21 protein-coding genes, 3 tRNA genes and 1 pseudogene are annotated in these 25,612 nt (G+C 53.7%); 9 read left to right on the plus strand and 16 right to left on the minus strand.

Going from position 1 to position 25,612, the window contains the following annotated elements; translation table 11 throughout:
- Positions 1-809: 809 nt before the first annotated feature.
- From B1H58_RS04085 to B1H58_RS04145, 13 genes are all read right to left on the minus strand, one after another.
- Entirely contained in the window at positions 810-1,208 is a 399-nt protein-coding gene (locus B1H58_RS04085; protein ID WP_085068114.1) for a lysozyme inhibitor LprI family protein, read from the minus strand.
- 150 nt (positions 1,209-1,358) lie between these two features.
- Positions 1,359-2,858, minus strand: coding sequence for a type VI secretion system contractile sheath large subunit (gene tssC, locus B1H58_RS04090; protein WP_085068115.1), 1,500 nt, complete (start codon positions 2,856-2,858; stop codon positions 1,359-1,361).
- Between the two features lie 2 nt (positions 2,859-2,860).
- Positions 2,861-3,385: a type VI secretion system contractile sheath small subunit gene (tssB, locus tag B1H58_RS04095; RefSeq protein WP_085068116.1), complete on the minus strand. Its 525-nt coding sequence runs from the start codon at positions 3,383-3,385 to the stop codon at positions 2,861-2,863.
- A 67-nt stretch (positions 3,386-3,452) separates the two neighbouring features.
- Positions 3,453-4,469: a type VI secretion system protein TssA gene (gene tssA, locus B1H58_RS04100; protein WP_085068117.1), complete on the minus strand. Its 1,017-nt coding sequence runs from the start codon at positions 4,467-4,469 to the stop codon at positions 3,453-3,455.
- A 21-nt stretch (positions 4,470-4,490) separates the two neighbouring features.
- Entirely contained in the window at positions 4,491-5,204 is a 714-nt protein-coding gene (tagF, locus tag B1H58_RS04105; protein WP_085068118.1) for a type VI secretion system-associated protein TagF, read from the minus strand.
- Between the two features lie 16 nt (positions 5,205-5,220).
- Positions 5,221-8,844: a type VI secretion system membrane subunit TssM gene (gene tssM / locus B1H58_RS04110; protein ID WP_085068119.1), complete on the minus strand. Its 3,624-nt coding sequence runs from the start codon at positions 8,842-8,844 to the stop codon at positions 5,221-5,223.
- Between the two features lie 12 nt (positions 8,845-8,856).
- Complete coding sequence (locus tag B1H58_RS04115; RefSeq protein WP_085068120.1) at positions 8,857-10,086, minus strand: DotU family type VI secretion system protein; 1,230 nt, start codon at positions 10,084-10,086, stop codon at positions 8,857-8,859.
- Positions 10,087-10,107: 21 nt separating this feature from the next.
- Complete coding sequence (tssK, locus tag B1H58_RS04120; protein ID WP_085068121.1) at positions 10,108-11,451, minus strand: type VI secretion system baseplate subunit TssK; 1,344 nt, start codon at positions 11,449-11,451, stop codon at positions 10,108-10,110.
- 12 nt (positions 11,452-11,463) lie between these two features.
- Positions 11,464-11,988: a type VI secretion system lipoprotein TssJ gene (tssJ, locus tag B1H58_RS04125; protein ID WP_085068122.1), complete on the minus strand. Its 525-nt coding sequence runs from the start codon at positions 11,986-11,988 to the stop codon at positions 11,464-11,466.
- Between the two features lie 23 nt (positions 11,989-12,011).
- A complete protein-coding gene (locus B1H58_RS04130) occupies positions 12,012-12,518 on the minus strand; it encodes an SH3 domain-containing protein (protein ID WP_085068123.1) in 507 nt (168 codons plus the stop codon).
- A gap of 922 nt (positions 12,519-13,440) precedes the next feature.
- Positions 13,441-14,121, minus strand: coding sequence for a pyrimidine 5'-nucleotidase (yjjG, locus tag B1H58_RS04135; protein ID WP_085068124.1), 681 nt, complete (start codon positions 14,119-14,121; stop codon positions 13,441-13,443).
- Positions 14,122-14,168: 47 nt separating this feature from the next.
- Positions 14,169-14,609, minus strand: a complete 441-nt coding sequence (gene rimI / locus B1H58_RS04140; RefSeq protein WP_085068125.1) for a ribosomal protein S18-alanine N-acetyltransferase — start codon at positions 14,607-14,609, stop codon at positions 14,169-14,171.
- On the minus strand, positions 14,578-14,991 hold the full coding sequence (locus B1H58_RS04145; RefSeq protein WP_085068126.1) for a DNA polymerase III subunit psi: 414 nt from the start codon (positions 14,989-14,991) through the stop codon (positions 14,578-14,580). Before B1H58_RS04145 ends, rimI begins: the two co-directional genes overlap by 32 nt.
- 107 nt (positions 14,992-15,098) lie before the next feature.
- Here B1H58_RS04145 and rsmC point away from each other — a divergent pair, with 107 nt between their 5' ends.
- The 4 genes from rsmC (at position 15,099) to B1H58_RS04165 (ending at position 16,605) form a co-directional block, all read left to right on the plus strand.
- The gene (rsmC, locus tag B1H58_RS04150) at positions 15,099-16,151 is read left to right on the plus strand and encodes a 16S rRNA (guanine(1207)-N(2))-methyltransferase RsmC (protein ID WP_085068127.1); all 1,053 of its coding nucleotides are present in this window, start codon (positions 15,099-15,101) and stop codon (positions 16,149-16,151) included.
- Between the two features lie 132 nt (positions 16,152-16,283).
- A tRNA-Leu gene (locus tag B1H58_RS04155) sits at positions 16,284-16,370 on the plus strand.
- 34 nt (positions 16,371-16,404) lie between these two features.
- Positions 16,405-16,491 (plus strand) — tRNA-Leu (locus tag B1H58_RS04160).
- A gap of 27 nt (positions 16,492-16,518) precedes the next feature.
- Positions 16,519-16,605, plus strand: a tRNA-Leu gene (locus B1H58_RS04165).
- Between the two features lie 197 nt (positions 16,606-16,802).
- On the opposite strand, the pseudogene B1H58_RS04170 reads toward B1H58_RS04165, so the two are convergent.
- Positions 16,803-17,086: pseudogene (locus B1H58_RS04170) on the minus strand (DUF1435 family protein).
- Between the two features lie 239 nt (positions 17,087-17,325).
- On the opposite strand from B1H58_RS04170, the gene B1H58_RS04175 reads away from it, so the two are divergent.
- From B1H58_RS04175 to B1H58_RS04195, 5 genes are all read left to right on the plus strand, one after another.
- Positions 17,326-18,426, plus strand: coding sequence for a diguanylate cyclase (locus B1H58_RS04175; protein ID WP_085068128.1), 1,101 nt, complete (start codon positions 17,326-17,328; stop codon positions 18,424-18,426).
- Between the two features lie 365 nt (positions 18,427-18,791).
- Positions 18,792-19,586, plus strand: coding sequence for a siderophore-iron reductase FhuF (gene fhuF, locus B1H58_RS04180; protein WP_085068129.1), 795 nt, complete (start codon positions 18,792-18,794; stop codon positions 19,584-19,586).
- A 126-nt stretch (positions 19,587-19,712) separates the two neighbouring features.
- The gene (locus tag B1H58_RS04185) at positions 19,713-20,189 is read left to right on the plus strand and encodes a YbaK/EbsC family protein (protein WP_085068130.1); all 477 of its coding nucleotides are present in this window, start codon (positions 19,713-19,715) and stop codon (positions 20,187-20,189) included.
- Positions 20,190-20,251: 62 nt separating this feature from the next.
- Complete coding sequence (locus B1H58_RS04190; protein ID WP_167373281.1) at positions 20,252-20,785, plus strand: DUF2946 family protein; 534 nt, start codon at positions 20,252-20,254, stop codon at positions 20,783-20,785.
- Between the two features lie 44 nt (positions 20,786-20,829).
- The gene (locus B1H58_RS04195; protein WP_085068132.1) at positions 20,830-22,236 is read left to right on the plus strand and encodes a PepSY-associated TM helix domain-containing protein; all 1,407 of its coding nucleotides are present in this window, start codon (positions 20,830-20,832) and stop codon (positions 22,234-22,236) included.
- A 52-nt stretch (positions 22,237-22,288) separates the two neighbouring features.
- Here B1H58_RS04195 and B1H58_RS04200 read toward each other — a convergent pair whose 3' ends face one another.
- Positions 22,289-23,542 carry an acid phosphatase gene (locus tag B1H58_RS04200; RefSeq protein WP_085068133.1) on the minus strand — a complete coding sequence of 418 codons (1,254 nt, stop codon included), beginning with the start codon at positions 23,540-23,542 and terminating at the stop codon, positions 22,289-22,291.
- 442 nt (positions 23,543-23,984) lie between these two features.
- Positions 23,985-25,529, minus strand: a complete 1,545-nt coding sequence (locus tag B1H58_RS04205) for a methyl-accepting chemotaxis protein (RefSeq protein WP_085068134.1) — start codon at positions 25,527-25,529, stop codon at positions 23,985-23,987.
- Between the last annotated feature and the right edge of the window lie 83 nt (positions 25,530-25,612).

The raw sequence follows: 25,612 nt of genomic DNA on the forward strand, positions 1-25,612 counted from the left end.
AGGTTGATTGCATTAAAGAGATTTTAATAAACATTACGATGATCATGGGGCATTAAACACTGAATAACTGATTCGTTTAGCATCAGTCACTTTTCCCCTGGATTCACTAAAGAATACATCAATGAAAAAAGGCATTACATTAAAATTTACAATAATTCCCTAATAATCGATATTTATATTTTAATCAACATTATTCATCCTGTTTGGTACGTGTTCTCTTATAATTTTTTAGCGCCAACACACTTGAATTAATGTCAGTTAAACTTTTATTTTTGTTGATAAATTTCACACAACCCTTCTTGTTACCAAAAGCTTATAGAAAATCATAAAACCAATTTAAGTTTCCCTACCAGGTAATAAATAGCAATAGAAAAAGAGCTTGCCATTAATAATATAATTGCATTTATCGCTGACCAAGTCATATTACCACCCCAGTCAAACACGAAGACATAATATCCAAGAACAGAAAAAAGAAACATAAATGAAATAAACTGTAAGCTATAGAATGAAATGTATTTAATGGCTATTATAATCATGTGTAACTCCGGCCAAAAACCCTTCTATTTTTTATCTATAACTCTATGGCTTACCTGAAAATTTACACATCAATAAAAGGCTTTACATTATCTTCTACTTAAAAAAGATCCATACCGAGATAACCTGTGGTTATGAATCCATCGATTTTCCTTTTTACAGAGTAATTGATTAAACAGAAAATGCATCGTGTAATATCGCATTTCAAAAATAGCCCTTCTGTATGTCAGGGCATTATATTTTGTGGGGCAATAGTACGTAGTTAACTAAACCGTTTATTCGTAAGATATGCTTTTAAGCTGTGCCACTCTTTCACGATCGATACGGGTGGTACATTGATCAATCAAAGAAGCATAGACAGCAAACTTTTCATCAGCCATAAAGGCTTCCAGCCTGCATTGGTTATCACGATATTTTAACCATCCGCGCTGTGAATCTAACAGAATAGCGTTGTATTGCGTCAGTAGCTCTTTATGCGTTGCGTAGGCTTTAGCGATTCGCTGCTTCGCGCTGGCATACTCGGCGTTTAGTTCGTTCTCTGCGCTGCTTTTTTCTTTAGCCCAACAGTGATTGATTTCAGCATCTTTTTGCGCCGAGCTACAGTTAGCTTCGGCGTAAGTGCTATGGCTCATACTGATAAATGCAATAAACACCCATAAAAATAGCTTCGCCATTATTAAATAAATCCATTTCGCTTTAGTTATATTTCTGCAAAACAGGAACGCTAAATATAAATCCAGCCCGCAAAGGAACCCTTCAATTTAATAGCAGATGTTCCAGCTTTGCAAAAATATCGGGCGTCCCGTCACGCCCGACAAATTTATTTACGCATCATTAGTTTTCAGCGACGGCAGCTTAGATACCAGACGCAGCGATACGGTCAGGCCTTCCAGCTGATAATGCGGACGCAGGAAGAACTTGGCGGCGTAGTAGCCCGGGTTATCTTCAATCTCTTCCACCAGCACTTCGGCTGAAGCCAGCGGCTTGCGGGATTTGGTTTCCTGCGAGGAGTTGGCCGGATCGCCATCCACATAGTTCATCACCCAGTCGTTCAGCCAGCGCTCCATCTCTTCGCGCTCGCGGAAAGAACCAATCTTGTCGCGCACTATGCACTTCAGATAATGCGCGAAGCGGCAGCAGGCGAACAGATAAGGCAGGCGGGCAGCGAGACGGGCGTTTGCCGTGGCGTCCGCATCATGATATTCCGTTGGCTTCTGCAATGACTGTGCACCAATAAAGGCGGCGAAGTCAGAGTTCTTGCGGTGTACCAGCGGCATAAAGCCGTTTTTCGCCAGCTCGGCTTCACGACGATCGCTGATGGCGATTTCGGTCGGACATTTCATATCCACGCCGCCGTCGTCGCTGGGGAAGGTGTGGCACGGTAAATTTTCTACCGCGCCGCCCGACTCTACGCCGCGAATGGACGTACACCAGCCAAACTCTTTAAATGAGCGGTTGATGTTGGCAGCCATGGCATAAGCGGCGTTGGTCCAGGTGTAGTTACCGTGGCTGGCACCGTCGGTCTCTTCTTCAAAATCGAAGCTGTCTACCGGGTTGGTGCGAATGCCATACGGCAGGCGCGCCAGGAAGCGCGGCATCACCAGGCCCAGATAACGCGCATCTTCCGATTCACGCAGACTGCGCCAGGCAGCATACTCACTGTTCTGGAAGATTTTGGTCAGATCGCGCGGATTAGCCAGCTCCTGCCAGGACTCCATCTGCATCACGCCCGGCGCGGTGCCCGCGATAAACGGACAGTGCGCCGCCGCACCAATGCGCGCCATTTCGCTCAGCAGCTCCACATCCTGCGGGCTGTGATCGAAGTAGTAATCGCCCACCAGGCAGCCAAACGGCTCACCGCCGAACTGACCATACTCTTCTTCATAGATTTTCTTGAAGATAGGGCTTTGATCCCAGCCCACGCCTTTATAGCGCTTCAGCGTGCGGCCCAGCTCCTGCTTCGAGATGCTCATAAAGCGAATTTTCAGCATCTCATCGGTTTCAGTGTTATTCACCAGATAGCTCAGGCCGCGCCACGCGCCCTCCAGCTTCTGAAACTCATCATGGTGAATAATCTGGTTAACCTGACGCGACAGCTTTTCATCGATTTCCGCAATCAGCGCCTGAATGGTGCGGTACGCATCGTCAGACACGGTCACGCTGTTTTCCAGCGCCTGCTGCGCCAGGGTTTTTACCGCGCTTTCCACTGCGGCGCGCGCCTGATCGCTTTTCGGACGAAACTCTTTGTTCAGCAGCGCGCTAAATTCATCCTGATCCCAGGTTTGCTGCGCCTGCTGTAGCGGTTGTTGTGATGGATTGCTCATCGTTATTCCTCATCACCTTTAACGGTTTCTTCAGATTTCGGCAGATGGCCCAGCGATTTCAGCAGCGTAGGATCCTGCAAAATTTTGGCGATCAGCTCTTCCGCACCGTTTTTGCCATCCATATAGGTCAGCAGGTTAGAAAGCTGAGTGCGCGCTTCAAGCAGTTTGTTCAGCGGCTCAACCTTACGTGCCACCGCATCCGGTGAGAAATCTTCCATGCTTTCAAAAGTCAGTTCGACATTCAGGCGGCCTTCATCGGTCAGCGTATTATCCACCTGGAACGCCACGCGCGGCTTAAGCGCCTTCATACGCTCGTCGAAGTTATCGATATCGATTTCCAGAAACTTACGCTCATCAACGCCCGGCTGCGGCTCTGCTGGTTTACCAACCAGGTCAGCCATTACGCCCATGATAAACGGCAGCTGAATTTTGCGCTCGGCGCCATAAATCTCTACGTCGTATTCAATTTGTACGCGCGGCGCGCGGTTACGGGCGATAAATTTCTGCCCACTGGATTTAGATGCCATGAGGTTCTCCATCGGATATGCGCGGTAAAGTCAGCAGCGGGCACGCTGCCATATAAGGGGTTGCTGCTTAATCGCGGCGACCAAAAATGTTTTCGAGTTGATGCACGCCATCGGGCGCAAGGTCGCGGATGATCGCCATAAAATCGAGTTCAATAACACGCTGAACGCGATCGATCATCAGCGGAGCCGGATGACTGGGTTCATAGCGGGCAAAGTATTGCTTCACCTTTTCCAGCATCAGCTGCGCTTCGGCGCGTGATGTAATTTCGCTGTTGCGCCAGTCGGTATGCGTATGCGCCGGTGCGGCAGGCGCGGCATTATCAGCAGCAGGTTGCACGGAGGCGTCTGCGTTACCCGGCATCAGCGCGCTTAGATCGGTGGCCTGACAGGATTGCGCAACCAGATTCACTATTCTTTGCAGCTGTTCCATCTCTGGCACACCGCTTTCACCCAGGTGCTCCGCCAGCGTTTCACGAATAGTTTGCAGGCGCTCACTTATTTGCAGAATAGCTTCAATGCCGGGCTGATCGCCCCTGGCCAGCTCATCATTTAAGCGCGCACGTCCGCCGGGATAATCGGCCACGTCCGTTTTGCTGCCATCCAGTAAAGAGCAGGCGTCGCGTAAAGAGATTTGGTCAGCGGCGGTACGCAGAAGCGGAGCCTGGCGCAGTGCGGCAGTCAGCTCAGATTTATCACCCAGCGCCGCCAGCGCGTTAATGCGATAGAAAGGGTCGCGTTCGCCATATTCTTCCAGCAATGGATAAAGCGGCTCCCAGTAAAGCAGCAGCGCCTGCTGAATCAGTTTCAATCCACTGGCATAGCCCGGAAGCCCTTTCATATGCGTCCAGGCGTGAGTGAGTGCTAACATCACGCGTAGATCCTTGGTGCGCGTCAGCAGTCCGGTCGCCAGCCGCTCCACCTTGTTCCAGTCGGCTGGCTCGGCAGGAATAATGGTGTCACCAAACTGTTGCTCCGCCTTCCCTTCGCTGGCCTGGTTCATCGCCATATAGTCAGCGTCATATTCCAGATTTTCGCCGCACGGTTTTTCACTGCTAACCGGAGCGAGTAACGCATCGATATTCATCGCTATTCTCAAGTCGGAAGATTATTCAAACATAGGCGGATAGAGCCCGTGTCGGCCTGGCCTGGCTCCGCCTGCCGGATCAAACAGCAGCGAAAAGAGCTGAGCGGTAAAATTGCCGCTGTGCAGGTGGGTATAAAGTGGATAGTTGTCGGCCTGATTGGTCCACCAAAAGCTGGTATAACGCTGCGGATCAAAACAGTCGGCCACCTGCTTCCAGCTCAGGTTGGTGGCAATGTCGCCGTAGCCAATGACATCTAAAATATCCGAGTGCGCGGCCTGACCAGCAGGGTCCTGCGGCGTGGGGATGGCCAGCAGCGCCCGATCGAGCTGTTCAGCAGAGTAGACGTTATGCACCGCATGCATCAGAGTGCGTCCCAGTTGCTGATACCATTCGCCCGCCATTGCCAGCCGCCCCGCTGACCATTCGGCTGGCGTAAAGCTGAACAGAGCACAAACAGGATACTGACGGCCTACGCTATCGCGCGCGGGCAACAGACATCCCATCTGCACCAGCTGGCTGCCCAGCATGGGCGGTACCACAAAATTCCATACCGGTGCTTTCGCGAATCGGTGCCGCTCGCCGGGACGCAGCGCTTCATTTTTTTGCCAGTTCAGCAGCCCCACCTGAAACCAGTGGGTCCACTGACGGGCTAACGCATCGGGAAAACGGCGCTGCAAAAAGTCACCGGCGCTGGGCAATTTCCCGTACCAACCGATCGCAGGAGAGTGGCTCATTATCATTTCCTTGCGGTTATGGGCATGCAAAACCAGGAAGCTGGAACGGGTTCCGAATACTGTTCGGGGTAAATTCCAGGGTTACGTGGTGCCCATCGACATTGAAGGTTGCCTGACGGCTAAGGCTGTTGCTGCCCGTGGTCAGCTGCGCACGATCGAAAAAGCGGTTAAGCGCCCAGGCGCCGTTAGTAATCAGCGTAGAGGTAGTGCCATCCACCAGCCCCAGTTGCATACGCACCTGACGCGTGCCGCCGTTACCGGGCCAGCTCATCAACTGCACCGCCTGCGGGCCGTGGCTGTAGCGCAACAGCTGTCCGTCAACATCCAGCGTCAGGTTGAGAATGTTGTTATCCATACGCACCGTGCGAATGGTGACGCGGAACGAAGGCGTAGTGGCGCCGTTGGCAAAGAAGGCGTCACGAATGCTCTGCGCCTGCTGGAAAGGACGCAGTAACCCTTCGCCACCCGGCAGGCTTTTACCATCAATGCCCGGCATAAAACGCCAGCTTGCATGCGTGGTATCCACTTTCGTCGCCAGATTATCGCGGAAGAAGCTATCCATAAGCCCGGTGCCTGGCGCAAACATGCGCGCCAAATCGTCCGGTGTGACTTCACTTCGGGCCGAACGCACCAAAGGATAGCGACCGGCAATCGCCTGGCGGCAGAAGCTGCCGACTTCAACGTTAATGCGCTTGCGCACGTTTTCCATATCACGCCGCTGTGCATCACTGCTGGCGCCTACGGCCATGTTGGTAAACATATTTTGCAGCGACCCCGGTAATCTGCCGGCGCTCGCCTGCAGACGGCTGATCGCGTCACCCGGCGGCGGCGGCATTCCGCTATTGGCCGCATCCTGCACTGCCGTTAAATAGCGATAAAGCTCGTCGATCTGCTTAAGGAAATCATCAAAGACGATGGTTTTTCCGCCCTGCTCCAGCGGCTGAGCCAGTTCGATAATCGGCGCGTAATGTTCGGTCACGCGCTGCTCTGGCGTCTGCTGCTGGGTCGCGGCTCCCTGAGCGGGCTGGCGAGAGCGGAACAGCGCCTCCAGCGTGCGGGTCGCGCTGTTGCCTTTTTCGTCCGCCTGCTGCGGATCTTTTTCCGCCGTCAGACGCTCCAGCATCAGCATGTGGCTGAGGTTAATAACCAGCTTACGTAACGGCGAACTGTTGCTGGAAAGCAGGCGCGCACTGTTAATGCGCTGCGACAGATCGGCGCTATTGTTCAACTGAATATCGGTTAACAGGCCATCCCAGTGACGGATAAAATCGCTCATATAGAGCTGGCGCACGGCGTTATCGGTTTGCGCTTTATCCTCATCCGCCACCGCGCCGCCTAATACCCACGTATCATCCTGATGCAGTGCCGCTGTTACCGCCGCGATATTTTTATCGAAATCGTTCCAGTAACCTTGCGGCGTATAAAGGCCGGGAATACCTTCGCTAATCGCTTTGCCGCTTTTGCGAGTAAACACTAACTCACTTTGCGGCCCGCCCAGGTCGGCAAGTGAAACCGACGACAAATTTTCATCCTGTTCCAGCAGACGTCTGAGGCGGCCATAAACCCGGCCAGACAAGGGCATCTGATTAATCAGCGCCTGCTCGCGCTTTACCAGCGCCTCATCCCGGGCGTAAGGCGAAGCCTGAATCTGCGTTTCCAGCAGCTGTGCCAGATGTCGATCCAGCTGAGCGATCTGCGTCTGAGTAATGTTTTGTGGCAGGTTGCGCCGCACGTTCAGCATGACCCAGGCATGCAAGAATTTGCCATCGTAGTGCTGCGGCTGATAAAGCATCTGATACGCTTTCAACGCTTCATAGCTGTAGTCCGCATCGCTGCCATTATCGTTGCGTAACCAGCCGGTAATCAGTTGGGCGACCTGTGGCAACAGCAGCTGCTTTAACGATTTTTGATAAAGCGTCTGGCTGGCATCACTGACCTCGACGCCGCGATAAAGCCCCATGCGGCGCGTTATCGGTGGATCGTTAAGATCAAACGCCTGGCTTTCCGGCAGCGCCAGTACGCTGTCCAGAAACGGCAGCAGAGCAAACAGATCGCTTTCGCCGCTGGCCTGCAGATTTTTGCTCTGCGCTTCGACGGTCGGCACTTTCGCCTGCACTTCCTGCAGATAGCTTTTATTGTTGCCGTAGCTGGTGAACCATAGCAGCGAAACCACAATCAACAGCGCCAGCAGAGCAGCGTAACCTGACCACAGCACGGCGCGGTTGCGCAGTTCCCACCAGCGGTTGCTGCCGGCCAGCCCCGCCTCCTGAAAGATTACGTTGGTCAGTAAATCCTTCAGGAAGAAGCTCTGTCCTTTGGCTGCCGGAATCGGCGCTTCTTTCTGTACGCTATTCCAGGCCCCGCTGTTACCGCCCTGCTCATCCACCTGCGGCAGATGCAGCGCGCGGCTCAGCTCGCCCATCACGCGATCGAAAGGCAAGCCTTCCTGCGTGCCGCTGGCAAAATAGATGCCGCGTGGCGAAAACTGGGTTTCAAAATTGGATCGGGCGAACACCGTGTTGAGATAGTCAGCCAACAGCGGACGCAGTGCAGCAAACTCCTGCGGGAAAAGATAACTTTCGGCTCGCGCCTGGGCGTCGCTTTCCATAATCAGCGTATCCGCCAGGCCCGCGTCAAGGCGCTGTTGCAGCAGCGCATACTCCTGCGCAAAAGCGCTGGCTAAATCAAAGTCGGCCTGCTTTGCGCGCTCCCAGGGAAAGGTAAAGCCCCATATTTGCTCGCGTTGCGCTTTGTCCAGCTTAGAAAACCAGGCACGGAACCCTTTTAACAGGTCCGCTTTGGTCACCAGCACGTAGACCGGAAAGCGAATGCCCAGTTGTTCATGCAGCTCCATCAGGCGCTGGCGCAAATTGATTGCCTGCTGCTGTGAAGCCTCTGCCGACTGAGTTAACAGATCGGAAACGCTAATGGTGACAATCACGCCGTTAATCGGCTGACGACCACGATACTTGCGCAGCAGAGCGACAAATTTTTGCCATTCGCTGGCATCCTGCGCCTGCTGGCTCTCCTGCATGGTGTAACGACCAGCGGTATCCAGCAGCACCGCCTCATTAGTAAACCACCAGTCGCAGTTGCGGGTGCCGCCAATGCCGCGCAGCGCCGTTTTGCCGAAGCGATCCGCCAGCGGAAACTGCAGCCCGGAATTCACCAGCGCGGTGGTTTTACCGGCGCCAGGCGCACCGATAATCACATACCAGGGAAGCTGATAGAGGTACTGGCGGCTAAAGCGCTGCGCCCAGAACGGATTGCCACGGCCTGCGCGATTGAAATGCGCTTTCTTTAATAGCTGAGAAGCTTCATTAAAGCGCTCGGCCAGTACCTGTTCTTCATTGGTCAGCCGTTTGCGATCGCTGCCGTCAGGCTGTTCGCTGCTGCTCAGGCTACCCATCAGCTTGCGGTTGATCCAGGCGTTATACAGGCGTGGTGCCAGGTTGCTGATACCCCACACTAAATAGAGCAGACCAATACTGATAAGACGATTCTGCTCTGACTCCAGCGGGCGTGAATCCACAATGGAAAAAACCGGCCCGATCACCCAGATAATAAAAGAGAGCGCGGTAATGCCGACAAAGCCCCACATCAACCGGCTGGTTATAATGGAAAACAAAATATTCAGCATCTGTTAGTTCCCTTACTGCAGTCCATTCAGCTCCGCCCGCGTGTTGTCTGGCGAAACTAACAGGATGATCTCCACCCGGCGATTTCGGGCGCGGTTCTCAGCCGTGGTATTTGGCACCAGCGGATTGGTTTCGCCCCGCCCTTCCGCCCTGGCGCGCGCCGGTTGCGACAGATGCTTTTGCAGCATCTCCTGCACCGACTGCGCACGCGCCAGTGACAGTTCATAGTTAGAGGCAAAGCGTGCGCTGCGGATCGGTACGTTGTCGCTGTAGCCGATGACCAGAATTTTCCCGCTGACGTTATCCATTGCCTGCGCAACGCGGTCGATCACCGCTTCATAACGATCACGCACCGCAGTAGATCCAGAAGCGAACAGGCCATCGCCTTTCAGCGTGACGACGCTTTGATCCGCCTCGTCACGTACGGCTACCAACCCCTGTTCGATTTCAGGACGCAGGAAGGCGCGCAGATTAAGCACCGCAGGCGCGCGCGGCGCAGGATTATGAATCGTGATTTCCGGCAGCGGCGTTTGATACACCGAGGCCAGCACCGGGCTGGTGTAATCGCCCAGCCGCCAGCTAAGAAGGATATAGAGCAAACAGGCGATAAAACCGGCAAGCGCCGCGCAGGCCCAAAGCGGCACGACCGGACGCCACATTTTGCGCATCACCGGTCGATCTTCCGGATGCGGCGACAAGGGCGCCGGATAGCCGCCGCGCACGCCACGGATCATCTGCAGCAGACGCTGTTTGATGGTCTCGAGCTGTGAACGGCCATTATCCAGCACGCGGTAACGCCCTTCAAAACCCAGCAACAAACAGTAGTTAATCAGTTCCAGCAGGTAGATATGCTCACGCGGGTTTTGCGACAGCTTCGCCAGTAGCTGAAAAAATTTCTCGCCGCCCCAGGTTTCGTTATGAAAGGTGACCAGCAAACCGTTGCCGGGCCAGACGCCACGACTTCCCCACGGCGTAAGCGCCGCCGCCTCGTCCAGCGCTGTGCACAGGCAATAACGCGCACCGACGATAACCTCATAGGGCAGCCCGGCGCGCTGGCTGTTTTTTTCAAAATGCCTTACCTGATCGATCAGTCGTTGACGCAGTGCGGCCGGATCGTCATGAGATACGGAATGGCGAATCTGGGGAATCGCATTAAGCAAAGGGTTCGCGGCGGCGACCAGCGGGTTATTGCTGTTCGCCCCGGAAAAAGCGGCATCGCTGCCGGTGAAATGTCGTTCCTGCATGGTGAGCGCTCATTATTCGTTTCAGACGGACTGGCTGCGAATAGCCCAGAACTCCATATCCAGGCCGGGAAACTCACCGGCCAGATGAAGCGCAAACGCGCCCGATCTTTCCATCTCTTTCCATAGTTCGCCGCCTTTCTCCAGCTCGAAGTAGCTGTAGCCGGCATGCCAGGGGATTTGCGGCGGCGCGGTCGGCATGGCGCGCAGCATCATACCCGGCAGCTGAAGCTGCACCAGATCGCGGATTTTCGTTACCGGCGCAACTTTCATTTGCGCCGGGAAGTGGGTTTTCAGCGCCTCGCCCGGCACATTGGCGCGTACCGCCAGCACAAAGCCGAACTCGCGCACCATAGAAGATTCCGGCACCGTTGCCACATTCAGACCGTGAGAGCGTTCAGTCAGCGGTAGCTGAACCGCGCTCTCTTCCATTACCAGCGACAGCCCCTGACGCAGCATCAGCATTAGTTTGCTAAAGCTGCGGGCAATATCATCGTGATCGTAGACAGGCAGAGAAACATCCGGCGCTCGCTGTGGCGTCCAGCTTGCCAGCTCGCAGGCAAATGCCAGCCAGTGGCCGAACAGCTGTTCCGGATGCAGTAGCGGTAAATTCTTCAGATGGGAGACCAAACCAAGATGATGATTCACTAACGCCAGCAGCATGAAATCAACCATTTCTGCGGTATTAAATCGCCCCGGCTGCTGCAAACGCTGGCCGATTTGCTGGCTGCGCTGCGCCAGCAGTCCATGCATATCATTTAAATAATCAAACAGCTGAGGATGGTTAATCGCATTAAGCATCGGAGGGATAAAGCCGGTGTCGAGCCGTAGCTGACGGTCACTGCGCTTTTCAATCACGCGCGCCACGCCAATTGCCGTCCACTCCGCCGTCAGCTCGCTTTCCAGCATCAGTTTCAGGCGTAGCTTGCCGAACTGCACCGCCGCCGGACCAACGGAAATAGCGTTAAAGTCATCAACTTCCCGTTCGAAGCTGAGATAGCGCGCCAGCGAATCCGCCGCCTCGCTAAAGATGACTTCTTCACGTCCACCGCGCCGCGCTGGTAAGGCCAGCACAACTTTGACATTGGTTTGGTTATCCGCAATCTCCAGCGGCGCGGGAGCCTGGCGCGGATCCAGAAAGGAAAAATGCGTACCGTCCGGCAGAAGGCCGCTGGCAGCACTCAGGGCAATTTTTCCCTGACGTAGCATCGCCTCGTCAAACTCCAGATCGGTAAAGCCCCACAGATAAGGTCGCTGTGTGGCTCCCCAGTCGCGTAAGGTGCTTTGCAGGTAGCTTTCCGACTGCTGAAAGTGATGCGGGCGCAGGAACATGCCTTCGCTCCAGACCACCTTTTCTGCTTTGTTCATAATGGCTTTCCGTTATTCAGGCGTTGACTCTGCTTTGCTCGCAAGATGTACGCCGCTATCGTCAGCAACGATCCTGGCCTGCAACGCATCCGATTCCCTGTACCAGCCGTTGGTTGGTTCGCTCTCGTCCGCATTGGGCAGCGGCAGAGAAAGACGCCATTTTTTACCATTAAGCGACTGATACTCGGCCATAACGCCGATATAGCGGGCATCCGTTGTACGTTGACCGCTAAGGGTTTTATTCAGTTGACCTGCCAACAGGAAAAACTGCTCGCCAGTGAGCAGATTGCTACCCAGCACGGTTTGCGCGCTATTTTGCAGCGAATAAAAATCCGCAGACATAAAGTCGGCATCCGATTTCAATAACAGCACTCTGAACTTCAGCGGTGCCGAGTTATTGACGGGTGGGTGCGCCTGAAATAACAGACTGTAACGGGAGGGATCGTTGTGTGTAGATGACATACAGCCTGTCAGCAAGGTAAGCGCCGCCAGGAAAAGCGCCTGAATACTCAGGCGCAAAAAAGAGCGTGGTTTCATAATGGGTTACCCATTAGAAATTATTAATCGATAATCCAGGTACCACTGTTGCTGTTCTGGCAGGCTTTACTGTCGCCATCAACTGCAACGCAGGTTTTCTTCTTGCTGGCAGACGTAGCGCGCACGCGTTTGCGGCGCTGGTCAGCCTTGATGGTGTCATTGTACAGCTCGCTTTTCACCACGGCGCGCAGCGGCACATAGCCGATCAACTGATCCTGATCTTTTTCCGCAATCGCGTACCAGTTGTTTTCCACGCTGCCCAGCACGGTATAAGGCTGCGCATTTTCCAGCTGACGCACCAGCTTGCCGCCGAAGTCGGGGCGGCTCATCACTGAAGCGTTATACAACGCGCGATACTCTTCATTGATCGGCGTAAAAGTTTTTGGCGGGGTGATCGCATGGCGATAGGTCAACGTAACGCCATCAACGGTGCTGGACACAATTGTGTCATCCGTGACAGGCGGTGGCGACTTACAACCCGCAACGCTTAATACAAAAAGCAGACCTAATGCGATTCGAATTTTCACCATGATCCTCATGAAGTTATCTCAAGTAATTAACAAAACGGGAATAAGCCGCCAACAATAAACAGCATTGCCCATCCGGAAGCAGAAAAAAAAGCATAGCTATGGCTGGCCGTGCCAGATAAAAGCACAGCAAATAAGATCATCAGCTCCGACAGAGCCAAAAGAAAAATTTATACGTTAACAGGACGATATATGTCTGTTGCATCGCAGCAAATCGCTGATTTGAGCAATGCACAAAGAAGATTGGTTACCGGAAACACGATTTACGCTCCCTTTCGGTGAGGGTTTGATGAATATCCCTCAACCATTATGGCTGCTCCCTGCCTGCATTCCTGGTATTCTCTGGTGAAAAGTTCTGACTGGCCGCGTTAAAAGCGCGTGGTCATGCATGCATGTCGTCATGCTGCTGAAAATCTGCGACCTGCGTCAGATAAGAAGAAAAGTGTTTAAAATTCAGCCTTAAGCTGATACTGGACTCAGCCATTGCTACCGCACGAGGTTGCAAAGCAAACCCCGAGTCTGGTGTTTTTTTATGTTCAGGCTGATCTGTTTCGCGCAAGTTTACATAGTCTTTGCGATAATTCAACGAGCGCGTAGCAAAGGGTTTTATATTAGTAAAGTTTAAGGAATGAAATTAAGAGAAATTCTGGTTACTCTTAACAGTTTCAATAGGAATATTCTTACAAAATATCAGAAAATTTGTACTTACATTGCAAAAAAAGCTGTGAATGACTAAAAAACAGTCATTTTCGTACAATTATTTTTTTCATTTCTGGTCCTGATTTTTTCTATTTTGTTTCTAACAAATCGGTTTAAAATGCGATAATAAGTTATTAATATTGTATTAACCCAAATCAATAATAAAAAAAGCGACCCGAAGGTCGCTTTAGCAGCATTTCAAACCAGAAAGTGCTGGCATCAAAACTTAAGCAAATAAAATGGATTGCAGCTCCTGGAGCGAACTGACCTGCCAGTCAGGCGTGATCGCGGCGGGCTTTTCTCTGCCATCCGCATTCAACCAGCAGGTCTTCAGGCCTGCGTTAATGCCGCCTAAAATATCTGAATCAGGATTATCCCCGACCATCAGCACACGTTCCGGCGCAGGCCGCCCCATTTTTTCCAGCGCATAATCAAAAATTGCCGGATGCGGTTTGGCATGCCCCACCTGCTCGGAAATCACCAGCAGATCAAAGTAATCACGAAAACCAGTACGCTGGAGACGCACCTGCTGCAGCGCGGTAAAGCCGTTGGTGATAATCCCCATCTTCACCTTGCCCTTTAGTGCATTAATCAGGTTTACCGCCCCTTCCAGCGGTACGCATACTTCCGCCATGGCGCTAAGAAAACCGCTGTTTAACGCGTCCGGCGTGACGTTCAGCTTTTCTGCCCAGCCGTTAAAACGCTGATGCTGTAGCTGCAGCGCGGTGATAGCGCCGTTTTGATACTCTACCCACAAGGGTTTGTTCACCAACTGATATTCATGGTAATCATCGGTAGTAAAATCAACGTTGTAATCTTTAAACAGCCGTTGCAGGCCCGTAAAAGCGTCAAAGTGAAACAATGTGTCGTCAGCGTCAAAAAGGATCCAGTCCCAGTTTTGTAGCATAGCTTTCTCCTGTTACGGCACGTCAGAAACGCTGCGGCGACCGCCCTTTACAGGCTGAGCGCCATAATCAGAGCATCTTCCCGCCCGTGCGTTGCCGGATAATAGTTTCGGCGCACCGAAACTTCATTAAAGCCGGTCTGTTCATAAAGCGCGATGGCCGCATGGTTGGAAGCCCGAACCTCCAGCCACAGCGTGAAAATATCGCGCTGCTGCAGCTGTTCAATCAAATGATGCAGCAATGCTTTGCCCAGCCCCTGCCGTTGATAAGCGGGATCTACAGCGATATTAAATAACGTCGCTTCATCCAGGACCCATTGGGTAATGGCGAAAGCAGCCATCTGTCTGTCAACGTCAAGCCGGTAGTTCAGGTAACGTTCGCCCTGATTGCTGGCAAAGGTCGCTTCCGTCCAGGGAAAAGCGTGGCTGCGCCGCTCAATAGCGAGCGCCTGCGGAAGGTCATGCGGAGTGAGTAAAGAAATCGACGTCATATTCACAAATCTGTCGCCAGAGGGCGCGCTTCGCCTCGGCATCAAAATAGAGCGCCTCAAGCGGCGGCGTGGAAAGTTGTGGACCCTGCAGCGTAACCGGCGCTTCGGTTCCCAGCCGCCAGCTGGCGCAGGAGCGCTCTTCAGGCAGCATAGCAAGCTGATCCGGCGTCACGCTGACAACCTGCTGCGGCATAATCGCCAGCGCGCGCAGCACATCGCCAACCAAAGGATCCCCGGTAGTGGGAGGAATATCCGCCACGATCAGCAGGCGCGTCTCTGCCGGCAGCGTTATCGCAATCTCACCCTGTAACGCGCGCGGACGCCGCAGCTTATACTGCGTAATGCCCATTTGCTGTAGTAGCCAGTCACGTCTGGATGACATAGAAATTCCCGTTACGCCCTTATAATGCGCAGCTATGCTAGCAAACCCATCGAACATGCGCCAACAAACCACTATACTCTGCGCTCTGATTTCTGAGGAGCTATCTGATGTCTGCTTTTACCCCGGCGAGTGAAGTGATCCTGCGCCACAGTGATGAATGGCAAGACCGCCGCGTGCTGTTTGCCGGCGATTTGCAGGATGACCTGCCCGCCCAGCTGGAAACCCAGCTGAGCCGCGTTCATACGCAATACTATCATCACTGGCAATCATTAAGCCGCAGCATGGGCGATCGTGCGCAGTTTGGCCTGATAGCCACGGCGGAAGCGATAGCAGAGTGCGATACCCTGATCTATTACTGGCCGAAAAACAAGCCGGAAGCGCAGTTTCAGCTGCAAAACCTGCTATCGCTGCTGCCGCTGGACAGCGATATTTTTGTTATCGGTGAAAACCGCAGCGGCGTTCGCAGCGCCGAGAGTATGCTGGCCTCATGGGCAGCGCTGAACAAAATCGACAGCGCGCGCCGTTGTGGTCTGTACCACGGTCGCCTGTCGCAGCAGCCCACGTTTGATGCGGACAGTTTCTGGGATGAATATACGCTGGATGACTGCACCATTAAAACGTTGCCGGGCGTGTTCAGCCGTGACGGACTGGATGGCGGCAGCGCGCTGCTGCTCTCTACCTTTACGCCGCATACCAAAGGAAAAGTGCTGGATATCGGCTGCGGTGCGGGCGTTCTGGCGACCTTGCTGGCGCGTCATTCACCTAAGGTGCGCCTGTGGCTGACCGATGTGGATGCCGCCGCACTGGCCGCCAGTAAAGCCACGCTGGCCGCAAACCAGATCGAAGGTGAAGTGTTTGCCAGCAACGTCTATTCCGATGTCACCGGCCGTTATGACATGATCATTTCCAACCCGCCGTTCCATGAGGGGATGCAAACCAGCCTTGACGCAGCGCGCACGCTGATTCGCGGTGCGGCTCAGCATCTCAACAGCGGCGGCGAGCTGCGTCTGGTAGCGAATGCCTTCCTGCCCTATCCACAGGTGCTGGACGAAACCTTTGGTCATCATGAAGTGCTGGCGCAAACGGGCCGATTCAAGGTTTACCGCGCCGTCTGGGGACGCGATGCCCGCGCTATTAAGGCAGCCAACCGCGACAAATAAGTGCTTATTTCCCGGGGCGCTGCTGTTTTTTACAGCGATCGCAACGCCGCTAATAAATATCTGTTGACGTCCCCGGGAAAAATCTCCAGAATTCGCCTCCGTGGTTGCAGTGCTGCAAAGCATTGCCGGAATGCGAAGGTGGCGGAATTGGTAGACGCGCTAGCTTCAGGTGTTAGTGTCCTAACGGACGTGAGGGTTCAAGTCCCTCTCTTCGCACCAAAAACCACGAAAATTCATATCGCACAGCATCTGCGCGAAGGTGGCGGAATTGGTAGACGCGCTAGCTTCAGGTGTTAGTGTCTTAACGGACGTGAGGGTTCAAGTCCCTCTCTTCGCACCAAATGCGGTGATATGAAGACAATGTTATGCGAAGGTGGCGGAATTGGTAGACGCGCTAGCTTCAGGTGTTAGTGTCTTAACGGACGTGAGGGTTCAAGTCCCTCTCTTCGCACCAATATTGTCACGCTCTGGTTATCATCTCTGTTGCTTTCCCCAGGCCTTACGCCTGCGCTATCAGCGCAACTTATCTTCCTGTTTTACTCTCTGAAAGATTGCCTTTCGTTTTCGCTTAAATTTCTTATAAAAAAAGCTATACCACCGCGATAGTATCTGTTTTCGGGCAGCCCCTCCTTAGCCGCCTCTGTGCATTAACTATAGCCCGCCTGCATTAACCGATACCGCAGCCAGCGCGCCGGCCAGAGCGATACAGGAAGGCAGCAGGATATAGCGGCGCAGCCGATGATGAAACAGCATACCTGCCGTAATCAGCAGCGCCGCCAGCAGCAGCCAGCGCCACTGACCAAATGAAAGATTCATCGATGCCACCAGCGGCATCAGCGCCCCGGGCAGAAGAACACTCCATGCGCTTTGCAACCGCTCCCCATTACCCAGCTTACGCCCCACAATCCACAGGCTGCCATAATCGCCATCAGCATATCCGCCACCACCAAATGATAATGATTACCAGTATCATATGATAGCTTTTATCATTTTGCACTCTTCCTTTGTAGAATCTTTATACACGAAGATGACAGACCAGTTAGAAAGTGATAGATTGCCGGGATTGATCTGATTCCAGACACCAATAATAACTGCTCAATACCCTTTCCAGAGTAAATTCATTTACTGTGGTAATGGCGCTTTGATATTTCAGGGCTGTCACGAGTGTATAAAAATGAAATTACAAACGTATGAAGAATTGCTGCACAGCAAATATCGCCTGTCGTTGATGCTTTATCTTTTTTTAAACATGGCAACATCACTTTTTTTTATGTTACCGATAAATAAAGGAGAAAATATTTCATTCTCTTTACCGGCAATGCTGATAGTTCTGCTGAGTTTATTGCAATTAGCTTTCTGGATCCTGAAACCTGAAAAAAAATGGCCGCTGTTATCTTTTACCGCTTTTATTATGGGCGGGCTCTGGGCATGGCTGATTGCACATAAAAGCGAGCTGATTTTTTATTTTGACGGTAGTTTTCTGCTGGTTAGTCTGATGGCAGTTTTTTTTATCGGTACTATCTCCCTGAATGAACACCTGCTGGCGTTTTGTCTGCATATCGCCCCGCCTTCCCTCACCGTCATGCTGCTCGATCGCGGCCAGCATCCGCTGACGCTGCTGTTTACCATCACGCTACCACTGCTCGGCTTCACGCTTCAGAGTCTGATGCAGCGTCGCAGCGACCATTTCACGCGACGCTTGCTGTTTCAACTGTATGAGGAGAAACAGACCTGGAGCGACCTGAGCATGCTTGATCCGCTTACCGGCCTTTATAACCGTCGTGGCCTGAAGAACCGGCTGGAGAACCTTTTGGAGAACCAGGCCGGCAGCCACTTCGTTATGCTGCTTGATATCGATAATTTTAAGTCCTACAACGATAACTATGGTCATGCAATGGGCGACCAGGCGCTGACGCGCGTTTCGGCAGCGATTCGTGATGCGGTACGCTCGCGGGATATTGTGACCCGTTATGGCGGTGAAGAGTTTCTGGTTCTGATGACCAACGTTAATGCTTCTATTGCCATGAAGCTGGCAGAACGTATTCGCCAATATGTGCTGGATCTGGAAATTCCCCATCAATTTAACCATCGCGTATCCACCCACGTCACCATCAGCGCCGGTATTGCTCCGATAATCGAAGAAGATTTTGAACAGGCAATGGCAAATGCCGATCGGGCTTTATATGTGGCAAAAAATCGCGGAAGAAATACTATTCTCTCCTGGGAAGAGCTTTGCGAAACAAACCTGATACCCGCCCCGGTAGATCTCATTTAATGATAAATTCATCATTTATTTGAGGGATTATTTAGCTATGGTAAATAATCTTCCTTAATACAAATTAAAAAGGACTTATCCGCTTAACAGCGCTAAATAAAAAATCAGTCAGCAACCAGCAGAATGCATGCACTTGTTTTTACCCTGGCATTTTACATGCCGGTTGCGCATAGCGCAGAATGATTTTCTGCTTTGCTAAAAACCTGATTTTTTATCTGGTTATATGCTGTAGATTGCCGGGGACATCCTGTCGACATTAGAGCGAAACCCCTACTTGCCACCTTATTCCTTCCTGGATACAATCAAGAACGATTATCATTTGTTTTCTTATCTCCATTTCGGTAGTGGATTACACAGGAAGCCCTATGGCCATCGTTACGCGTCAGGCTTATGAGTACGGTTCGTCTCCAGTGATCTTTATGCAGAGCGACAGTTCGCTTAGCGCTGCGCTGCATAGCCTGTTCAGCGAACACCGTTCCTGGTTCCTTGAGTTTATCACCCTGAATGACGCCGCTCCTGGCGATACCCTTATCCAGGCGGAGTGGTCACAAAGCGCCCACTTTAATCAGTTGCTGGCGCGCTATGGCGATGAGATCTATCGCGAGCATGCGGATATGCCGCGCGAGGCCAAGCCGCTGCAATCTCTCTGGGCGCAGTGGTATTTTGGCCTTATAGTGCCGCCGCTGATGCTGGCACTGGTAATGGAGAAACGCGCGCTCGACTGCTCGCTGGAACATTTTCATCTGCAGTTCCATGAAAGCGGCCGCCCGGCAAAGTTCTGGATCGATGTACATGAAGATGAAGATGCACGCTACCTGAACGCACATCAACGTATCGATCGACTTATCCAGAAGCATTTGATCCCTGCGGTACAGGGCATCGAACAGCATGGCGAAATCAACGCCAAACTTATCTGGAATAATACCGGCTATCTGATGCACTGGTTTTTGGGTGAGATGAAAAGCTGGGTAGATGACGCCACGCTGCTCACCCTGGAGCATGCGCTGTTTTTCTCACGCCATTTGCTGGATGGCAGCGATAATCCGCTTTACCGCACCGTAATTCCGCGTGACGGCGCAATGCAGCGTCGCAGCTGCTGTCAACGCTATCGCCTGCCAGCCGTGGAGCGCTGCGGCGATTGCACCCTGAAATCCGTCTGACTTTTCCCGCAGAGCAGGCGCGCGCTTTTCTGGTGCGGCGGCGCTTTACCGCCGCCTGACGTTTACAGATCCTCCCGGTTATGGCAGCTTTATCACCCCCGTTTTTATTGTGAAGAGCAAGACAACATGAGCCTGGAGTCTGTACGGCACTACTTTGCCGAGCGAGCCCCTGAAATCGCCATCATTGAATTAAATCAGAGCACGGCAACTGTGGCTCTTGCTGCTAAAGCGCATGGCGTTGCGCCAGGACAGATTGCCAAGACCCTGTCGTTAAAAGTGAAGAATCAGGTCATCCTGATCGTGACCGGCGGCGACCTTCGTCTGGATAACCGCAAGCTAAAAGAAACCCTGGGCACGAAAGCGCGCATGTTAACCACCGATGAGGTGCTGAACTGGACGGGTCATCCGCCCGGCGGCGTCTGTCCTTTTGGCCTTGAGCATCCTCTGCCGGTTTACTGCGATATTTCTCTGCGACGCTTTGCCGAAGTGCTGCCAGCGGCAGGGTCTATTCATAGCGCAGTGCGGATTTCGCCAGAAAAAATGGCGGAGCTTACCGATGCTGTATGGGTGGATGTTTGCCAAAATGCTCCGCCTTCAGCTTAATTCGTTACTCCTGGACGGATAATTCGCATACAATTACGCGGTTATTTTTTTCAGGATTTTTTGTGTCGCTGATCTCTTTCGCCATCGCCCGCAGCCGTTTTCCGGCATGGCTGGCGCTGCTGGCTATGCTGCTGCTGTTTGTTGCCCCAGTGATTTCAAAATCGCTGATGGCTCAACACGGCTATAGCTCGCTGATGATGGCGCATATGTCAGCAATGGTGATGAATGAGCCGACAGAGGCAGAAGACGCGAGCCATGAACAGGGCTGCGCTGCAGACAGTGCCGGGCAACCAAGCCCGCCAGTAGCGGAACATGCTCACCATCATGCGGCTACAGAGATCGCCGCGCCCCCCTCCTTCTCCGATGCTTCCCATCACCGGCATTATCATATGTCGATGATGGACGACAGCGCCTGTGGTTACTGCGTACTGTTAATCCATCTGCCGCTGGACTCCGTTCGCCTGCCGCAGCTCTGGACGCTACTGCAAGAGGCCATTCCAGCCGCTCCTCTCCAGCTACAACCTTTTGTTGCCAGCTGGATCCCCATCTGGTTCCGACCGCGCGGGCCGCCGGTTAGCGGGTATTCACTCGTTTAACCCAACGCTTTCTCTACAGCCCGCAATCGGGCAAAGGAACCATTATGTCGGAAAAAATCGTGCCGACGGCCTCGGCACAGATTGAAAAAACGCAGAATGCACAGGCATTCCTGCAGCTTATGCGTCGGTTACATTTCACCATCGGCCTGTTTATTGGACCGTTTATTTTTGTCGCTGCGCTCACCGGCACGCTCTATGTGTTGACGCCGCAGCTTGAACATTATCTTTATGCGCAACAGCTAACGACCAATGCGCCAGGCCCTGCCCAGCCGCTGTCAAAACAGATTGATGCGGCGCTGCGTTATACCGGCAGCCAGGCGAAAATCGCCGCCGTGCGTCCGGCATCAAGCGATACGGAAACCACGCGTGTGATGTTCCGCTTCGCAGAGAGCGCGCCGTCAGAAACGCGGGCGATATTTATTGATCCGAAAACGCTGGCGGTACGTGGCGATCTGACCGTCTACGGCACCAGCGGGATTTTGCCGCTGCGTACTACCCTGGATTACCTTCACCGCAGCATGCTGCTGGGCGATCTGGGGCGTAACTATAGCGAATTAGCTGCCAGCTGGATGTGGGTGGCCGCGCTGGGCGGCACGCTGCTCTGGGCAGTACAGCGCACGCCGCGTCGCGTCAGAAAAGAAAGCGCCTCACGTACGCAGCGCCTGCTGCGGCTGCGGAGCTGGCATAGCTTACTGGGCGTTGCGCTGCTGATCGGGATGCTGTTTCTCTCTGCCACCGGGCTCACCTGGTCACGCTGGGCCGGTGATAATATCAATGTGCTGCGCGCGCATTATGGCTGGCTGACCCCGGCGGTGAATACACAGCTTGATAGCAGCATGCCGCCGATGATGATGGATGAACATGCTGAGCATCATGGGCATATGATGCATCACACGCCGGATATGCCGTTAAGCGCCGCCCAGTTTGATGGCGTGCTGTCCGCCGCACGCGCCAGCGGTATTGATGCGGCAAAGCTGGAAATCCGTCCCTCTTATCAGGCCAACAAAGCATGGATTGTGGGTGAAATCGATCGTCGCTGGCCAACGCAGGTGGATGCCGTGGCAGTAGATCCCCATACCTGGCGCGTTACCGATAAAATTGAATTCGCGAATTTTGGCCTGCTGGCAAAGCTGACGCGCTGGGGTGTAGATGCGCATATGGGCATTTTGTTCGGCGTTGCGAATCAGCTGGTGCTGGCGCTGTTTGGTCTGGCGCTGTGCGTGCTGATTGTGCTCGGCTATCGTCTGTGGTGGCAGCGCCGTCCTGCGCAACCGCAACAGCATCCGGCGGATACGCTGATTCAGGCCTGGCAGCGCATGAGCCTTAGCCTGCGCTTGTTGCTGGCGGTGGTGATAACAGCGCTGGCCTTTAGCCTGCCGGTGATGGGCATCAGTTTGCTGCTGTTTTTATTGCTGGACGCCTGGCGCTGGTATCGCGCGCAGCGGGCGTAACGCGGTGGCAGGCTGGCGCGCGACCAGCCTGCTTTCCGGCCCGCGCCTGCGCTTAGCGCGCTGCGGTTATTGCATCATGCAGGTTCAGGCGTTGCCAAAAGTTCTGCTCCCCTTCGCCGCCGGAAAGCGGATAGCCATCCGCCAGCGCGGTTTTCTGCATTAATGCGCGGCGCTGGGCGGCGCTAAGCTGCGGCAGTACCGGCTCCAGCAGCACCTCGGCACCGGCAGGCACGGTTAATGCGGTATGGTGTGGCGTTGCCTGCGGCAGGCTGTAGGTCATGGTAAAGCGGTAGAACTGCGCCATCGCCGGATCGCGGTAAGGATCGTCCTGTATCGGGTTTTGCGCGCACGTTTGCAGATCGCTGCCGCATTCGCGGCTCAGCGCGCTGCGCAGCTCCGTTTTTGCTTCTGCAAACAGTTTGCGCCAGGCGGGGTCGTTCATAAAGTGGGCGACGTTGCGTTCAGCAATCATGCGCGAACCCATAACATCCAGCGGATAGTGAACGCCTAATATCACACGCGAATAGCCGTAGCGCGCGCCGCGATCGATCAGCGGAACAAAGCGCTCCGGCACCATTTCCGCCAGCAGCAGCGCATCGGTATAGCCGGTATTGGTATGCCCGCTGGGGAAAGCGCCGCCGGTTGCGCTGTAAGCTTTGCCATCTCTGATCACCACATCATCCGGCACCAGATGGATCTGGTTGCCGCTTTGCAAAAAAGGCCGTGGATAGTGGAAATAGTCTTTAGCGGCTGAGGTGCTGATCTCCGTCGCCTTAATCAGCGCGGCAGCCTTTGCCAGCTCGCCTTTGTTATAGGCATTCAGAAAGGCCTGGCCCAGCTTTGGTCCCAGCGCATCGCTGAGAAAATAGAGATAGTTAATGCCTTCCGCATCAGCTAATGCCTGCTGACGCTCGCCCGCTGTGGCATCACGGTTAATGCGCGTTACCACCTGCAGGCTGGCATCCATGACCGATGACGGCAGACGATTAAAAGACTCCAGCAGTGCAATGCCCGTCTGCTGCTGCTGTTTGACCGCAAAATCGTAGCCGCTGGCTTTCAGCCAGGCCTTATCCGCTAACGGTGCATCCTGCTTTGCATGCTGCAGCTCATCACGCCTAAGCTGAGGCTGCGATCCCTGAATGGCCTGGCGCAATGCCAGCAGACTGTGGTTTTCCAGCCGGACAAAAGCCGGGCTATCGCTGGCAGGCGTTGTGCTGTCAACAATGGCGGTAATGGTATCGAAGCTGGCGGCGGCAGCCGTGCCGGAGAGCAATACGGCGCTGAGCAATGTGAGTTTGATGCGCATTATTTTTCCTGTAATAAGATAACCTTGCCGTCGCCAGCGTGAATCGGCGCGATGACAGTTTGATGACAGGAAAAGTTTTGTAAAACTTATTAACGCAGCCTGGCGAATTACCTGTATTTCACAGGTTTACAGGAATTAAACATCCAGAGAAATGCTACGCCACCGCAGCGCTGTATCGAGCTCGCCGCACAGGCAGAGATCATCGTTGCCAGTCCGCTGCCGCGTGCGTTGTTCTCGCTGGAAAAACCGGGCCTGCGCGCCACGTACACTGACGCTATGTTTCGGGAAGTTGCGCTGCCTGCGCTACCGCTGGCGACGCCCGCGCTTCCGCCCACGCTGTGGCACTCTCTGCTACGTCTGCTGTGGCTGTGCGGCTATTCCGGCTCGGTAGAATCCTTTCGCCATGCGCGTCAACGCGCGAGGCTGGCCGCCAGCCAGCTGATTAACGAAAGACATCGACCGCTTCCACCAGCCGATGCGCCTGATTTTTCATCCGCGCCGAGGCCTGCGCCCCCTCTTCTACCAGCGAAGCGTTATGATGGGTAATGCGATCCAGCTCTTCTACCGCCTTGCCGACCTCTCTCAGGCCGGTGCCCTGTTCTTGCGTGGCAGTGCTTATCTGCTGTAACAGCCCCGTCACGTTTTGCACTTTTTCCACAATATCGGCGATGGTCTCGCCCGCCTGATGCACCTGACCGGTGCCAGACGCGACTTTCAACGTGCTGGCAGCAATCAAATCACGAATCTCGCTGGCGGCGCTGGCGCTACGCTTCGCCAGATTACGTACTTCACCAGCCACTACCGCAAAGCCTTTGCCCTGCTCGCCGGCACGCGCCGCCTCAACCGCCGCGTTCAGCGCCAGAATATTGGTCTGGAAAGCGATGCTGTCAATCAGGCCGGTAATAGAGGCGATTTGCTGCGAACTTTGCGCAATTTCATCCATTGTGCCAACCACCTGCTTCATCACTTCGCCGCCCTGCACCGCCGCTTTGCTGGCGGTCATCGAATAACTATTCGCCTGACCGGTGCTTTCCGCATTGCTGTTAACCGTGGTGGTCATCTGATTCATGGTCGCGGCGGTCTGCTGCACGCTGGCTGCCGTTTGCTCGGTATGGCTGGCGATTTTTTCATTGCCCTGCGCCAGCTCATCGCTGGCCTGATGCACGCTCATGACCTGATCGCGCACATCTTTAACCAGCCAGCGAAACATCAGGCCCAGCTGTCCTACTGCCCGCAGCGTCATGCCCACTTCATCGACCCGGTCAAGATGATCAACCTGATGAGACGCGCCTGTCGCCACATCCAGCGCCTGCCTGCACACCCTTTCCAGCGGCCGGGAGATTTGCCATTCCAGCCAGCCGCAGGTGATAAAAGCCATCAGCAGCGCCAGACCGCTAAAGGCGGCAAGCGCGCCGCCCTGCAATCCGACAAACATTGCGCTAAGCGCCATGCTCAGCCAGAAAAAGGCAACGCCGCTGCGAATACGCCAGCGCAGCGGCAACGTTTTCAGCCATGAAAGCGGACTCAATACTCCGCTACGCAACAGCAGCCCCTGATGCAGTCGCCAGCCGCGCAGTTTACCGTGGCGCATCTGCTGATAAAGCGCCTCCGCAGCAGCCACTTCCTGCTCGTCCGGCTTGATACGCACTGACATATGGCCGGTAATTTTACCGTTACGGATCACCGGCACCACATTCGCCCGCACCCAGTAATGGTCACCATTTTTACGACGGTTTTTTACCAGTCCGGTCCAGGGCAGCCCCTGCTTCAGCGTCGCCCACATATCGGCAAAAGCCGCTTTCGGCATATCGGGATGACGCACAAGATTATGAGGTTGCCCATGAATTTCATCGCGTTCATAACCGCTGACGTCAACAAAATCCTGATTAGCATAGGTAATATAACTTTGCGCATCGGTGGTGGTCATGAGCGTGGTGTCATCGTCAAGCTGCCATGCCTGTTGCGTAACGTGAGATTGGGTAGTCATAAGACAAGCCTTGTCCTGAATGTTGGAGGTCTAATCGTTTTTTCGCAGGGAATTCATCGCACTCATCGGCAACCCCCTGTAAA

The organism is Pantoea alhagi, assembly GCF_002101395.1.
Taxonomy (GTDB): Bacteria; Pseudomonadota; Gammaproteobacteria; order Enterobacterales; family Enterobacteriaceae; genus Mixta; species Mixta alhagi.

Coding starts and splice junctions, on each gene's coding strand:
- tssM (WP_085068119.1), bottom strand. CDS start 8,844: ATGCTGAATATTTTGTTTTCCATTATAACCAGCCGGTTGATGTGGGGC.
- tssC (WP_085068115.1), bottom strand. CDS start 2,858: ATGAGCAATCCATCACAACAACCGCTACAGCAGGCGCAGCAAACCTGG.
- tagF (WP_085068118.1), bottom strand. CDS start 5,204: ATGAGCCACTCTCCTGCGATCGGTTGGTACGGGAAATTGCCCAGCGCC.
- B1H58_RS04175 (WP_085068128.1), top strand. CDS start 17,326: ATGAAATTACAAACGTATGAAGAATTGCTGCACAGCAAATATCGCCTG.
- tssK (WP_085068121.1), bottom strand. CDS start 11,451: ATGAACAAAGCAGAAAAGGTGGTCTGGAGCGAAGGCATGTTCCTGCGC.
- B1H58_RS04145 (WP_085068126.1), bottom strand. CDS start 14,991: ATGTCATCCAGACGTGACTGGCTACTACAGCAAATGGGCATTACGCAG.
- B1H58_RS04205 (WP_085068134.1), bottom strand. CDS start 25,529: ATGACTACCCAATCTCACGTTACGCAACAGGCATGGCAGCTTGACGAT.
- tssB (WP_085068116.1), bottom strand. CDS start 3,385: ATGGCATCTAAATCCAGTGGGCAGAAATTTATCGCCCGTAACCGCGCG.
- fhuF (WP_085068129.1), top strand. CDS start 18,792: ATGGCCATCGTTACGCGTCAGGCTTATGAGTACGGTTCGTCTCCAGTG.
- B1H58_RS04195 (WP_085068132.1), top strand. CDS start 20,830: ATGTCGGAAAAAATCGTGCCGACGGCCTCGGCACAGATTGAAAAAACG.
- tssJ (WP_085068122.1), bottom strand. CDS start 11,988: ATGAAACCACGCTCTTTTTTGCGCCTGAGTATTCAGGCGCTTTTCCTG.
- tssA (WP_085068117.1), bottom strand. CDS start 4,469: ATGAATATCGATGCGTTACTCGCTCCGGTTAGCAGTGAAAAACCGTGC.
- B1H58_RS04200 (WP_085068133.1), bottom strand. CDS start 23,542: ATGCGCATCAAACTCACATTGCTCAGCGCCGTATTGCTCTCCGGCACG.
- B1H58_RS04130 (WP_085068123.1), bottom strand. CDS start 12,518: ATGGTGAAAATTCGAATCGCATTAGGTCTGCTTTTTGTATTAAGCGTT.
- B1H58_RS04185 (WP_085068130.1), top strand. CDS start 19,713: ATGAGCCTGGAGTCTGTACGGCACTACTTTGCCGAGCGAGCCCCTGAA.
- rimI (WP_085068125.1), bottom strand. CDS start 14,609: ATGACGTCGATTTCTTTACTCACTCCGCATGACCTTCCGCAGGCGCTC.
- B1H58_RS04115 (WP_085068120.1), bottom strand. CDS start 10,086: ATGCAGGAACGACATTTCACCGGCAGCGATGCCGCTTTTTCCGGGGCG.
- rsmC (WP_085068127.1), top strand. CDS start 15,099: ATGTCTGCTTTTACCCCGGCGAGTGAAGTGATCCTGCGCCACAGTGAT.
- yjjG (WP_085068124.1), bottom strand. CDS start 14,121: ATGCTACAAAACTGGGACTGGATCCTTTTTGACGCTGACGACACATTG.
- B1H58_RS04085 (WP_085068114.1), bottom strand. CDS start 1,208: ATGGCGAAGCTATTTTTATGGGTGTTTATTGCATTTATCAGTATGAGC.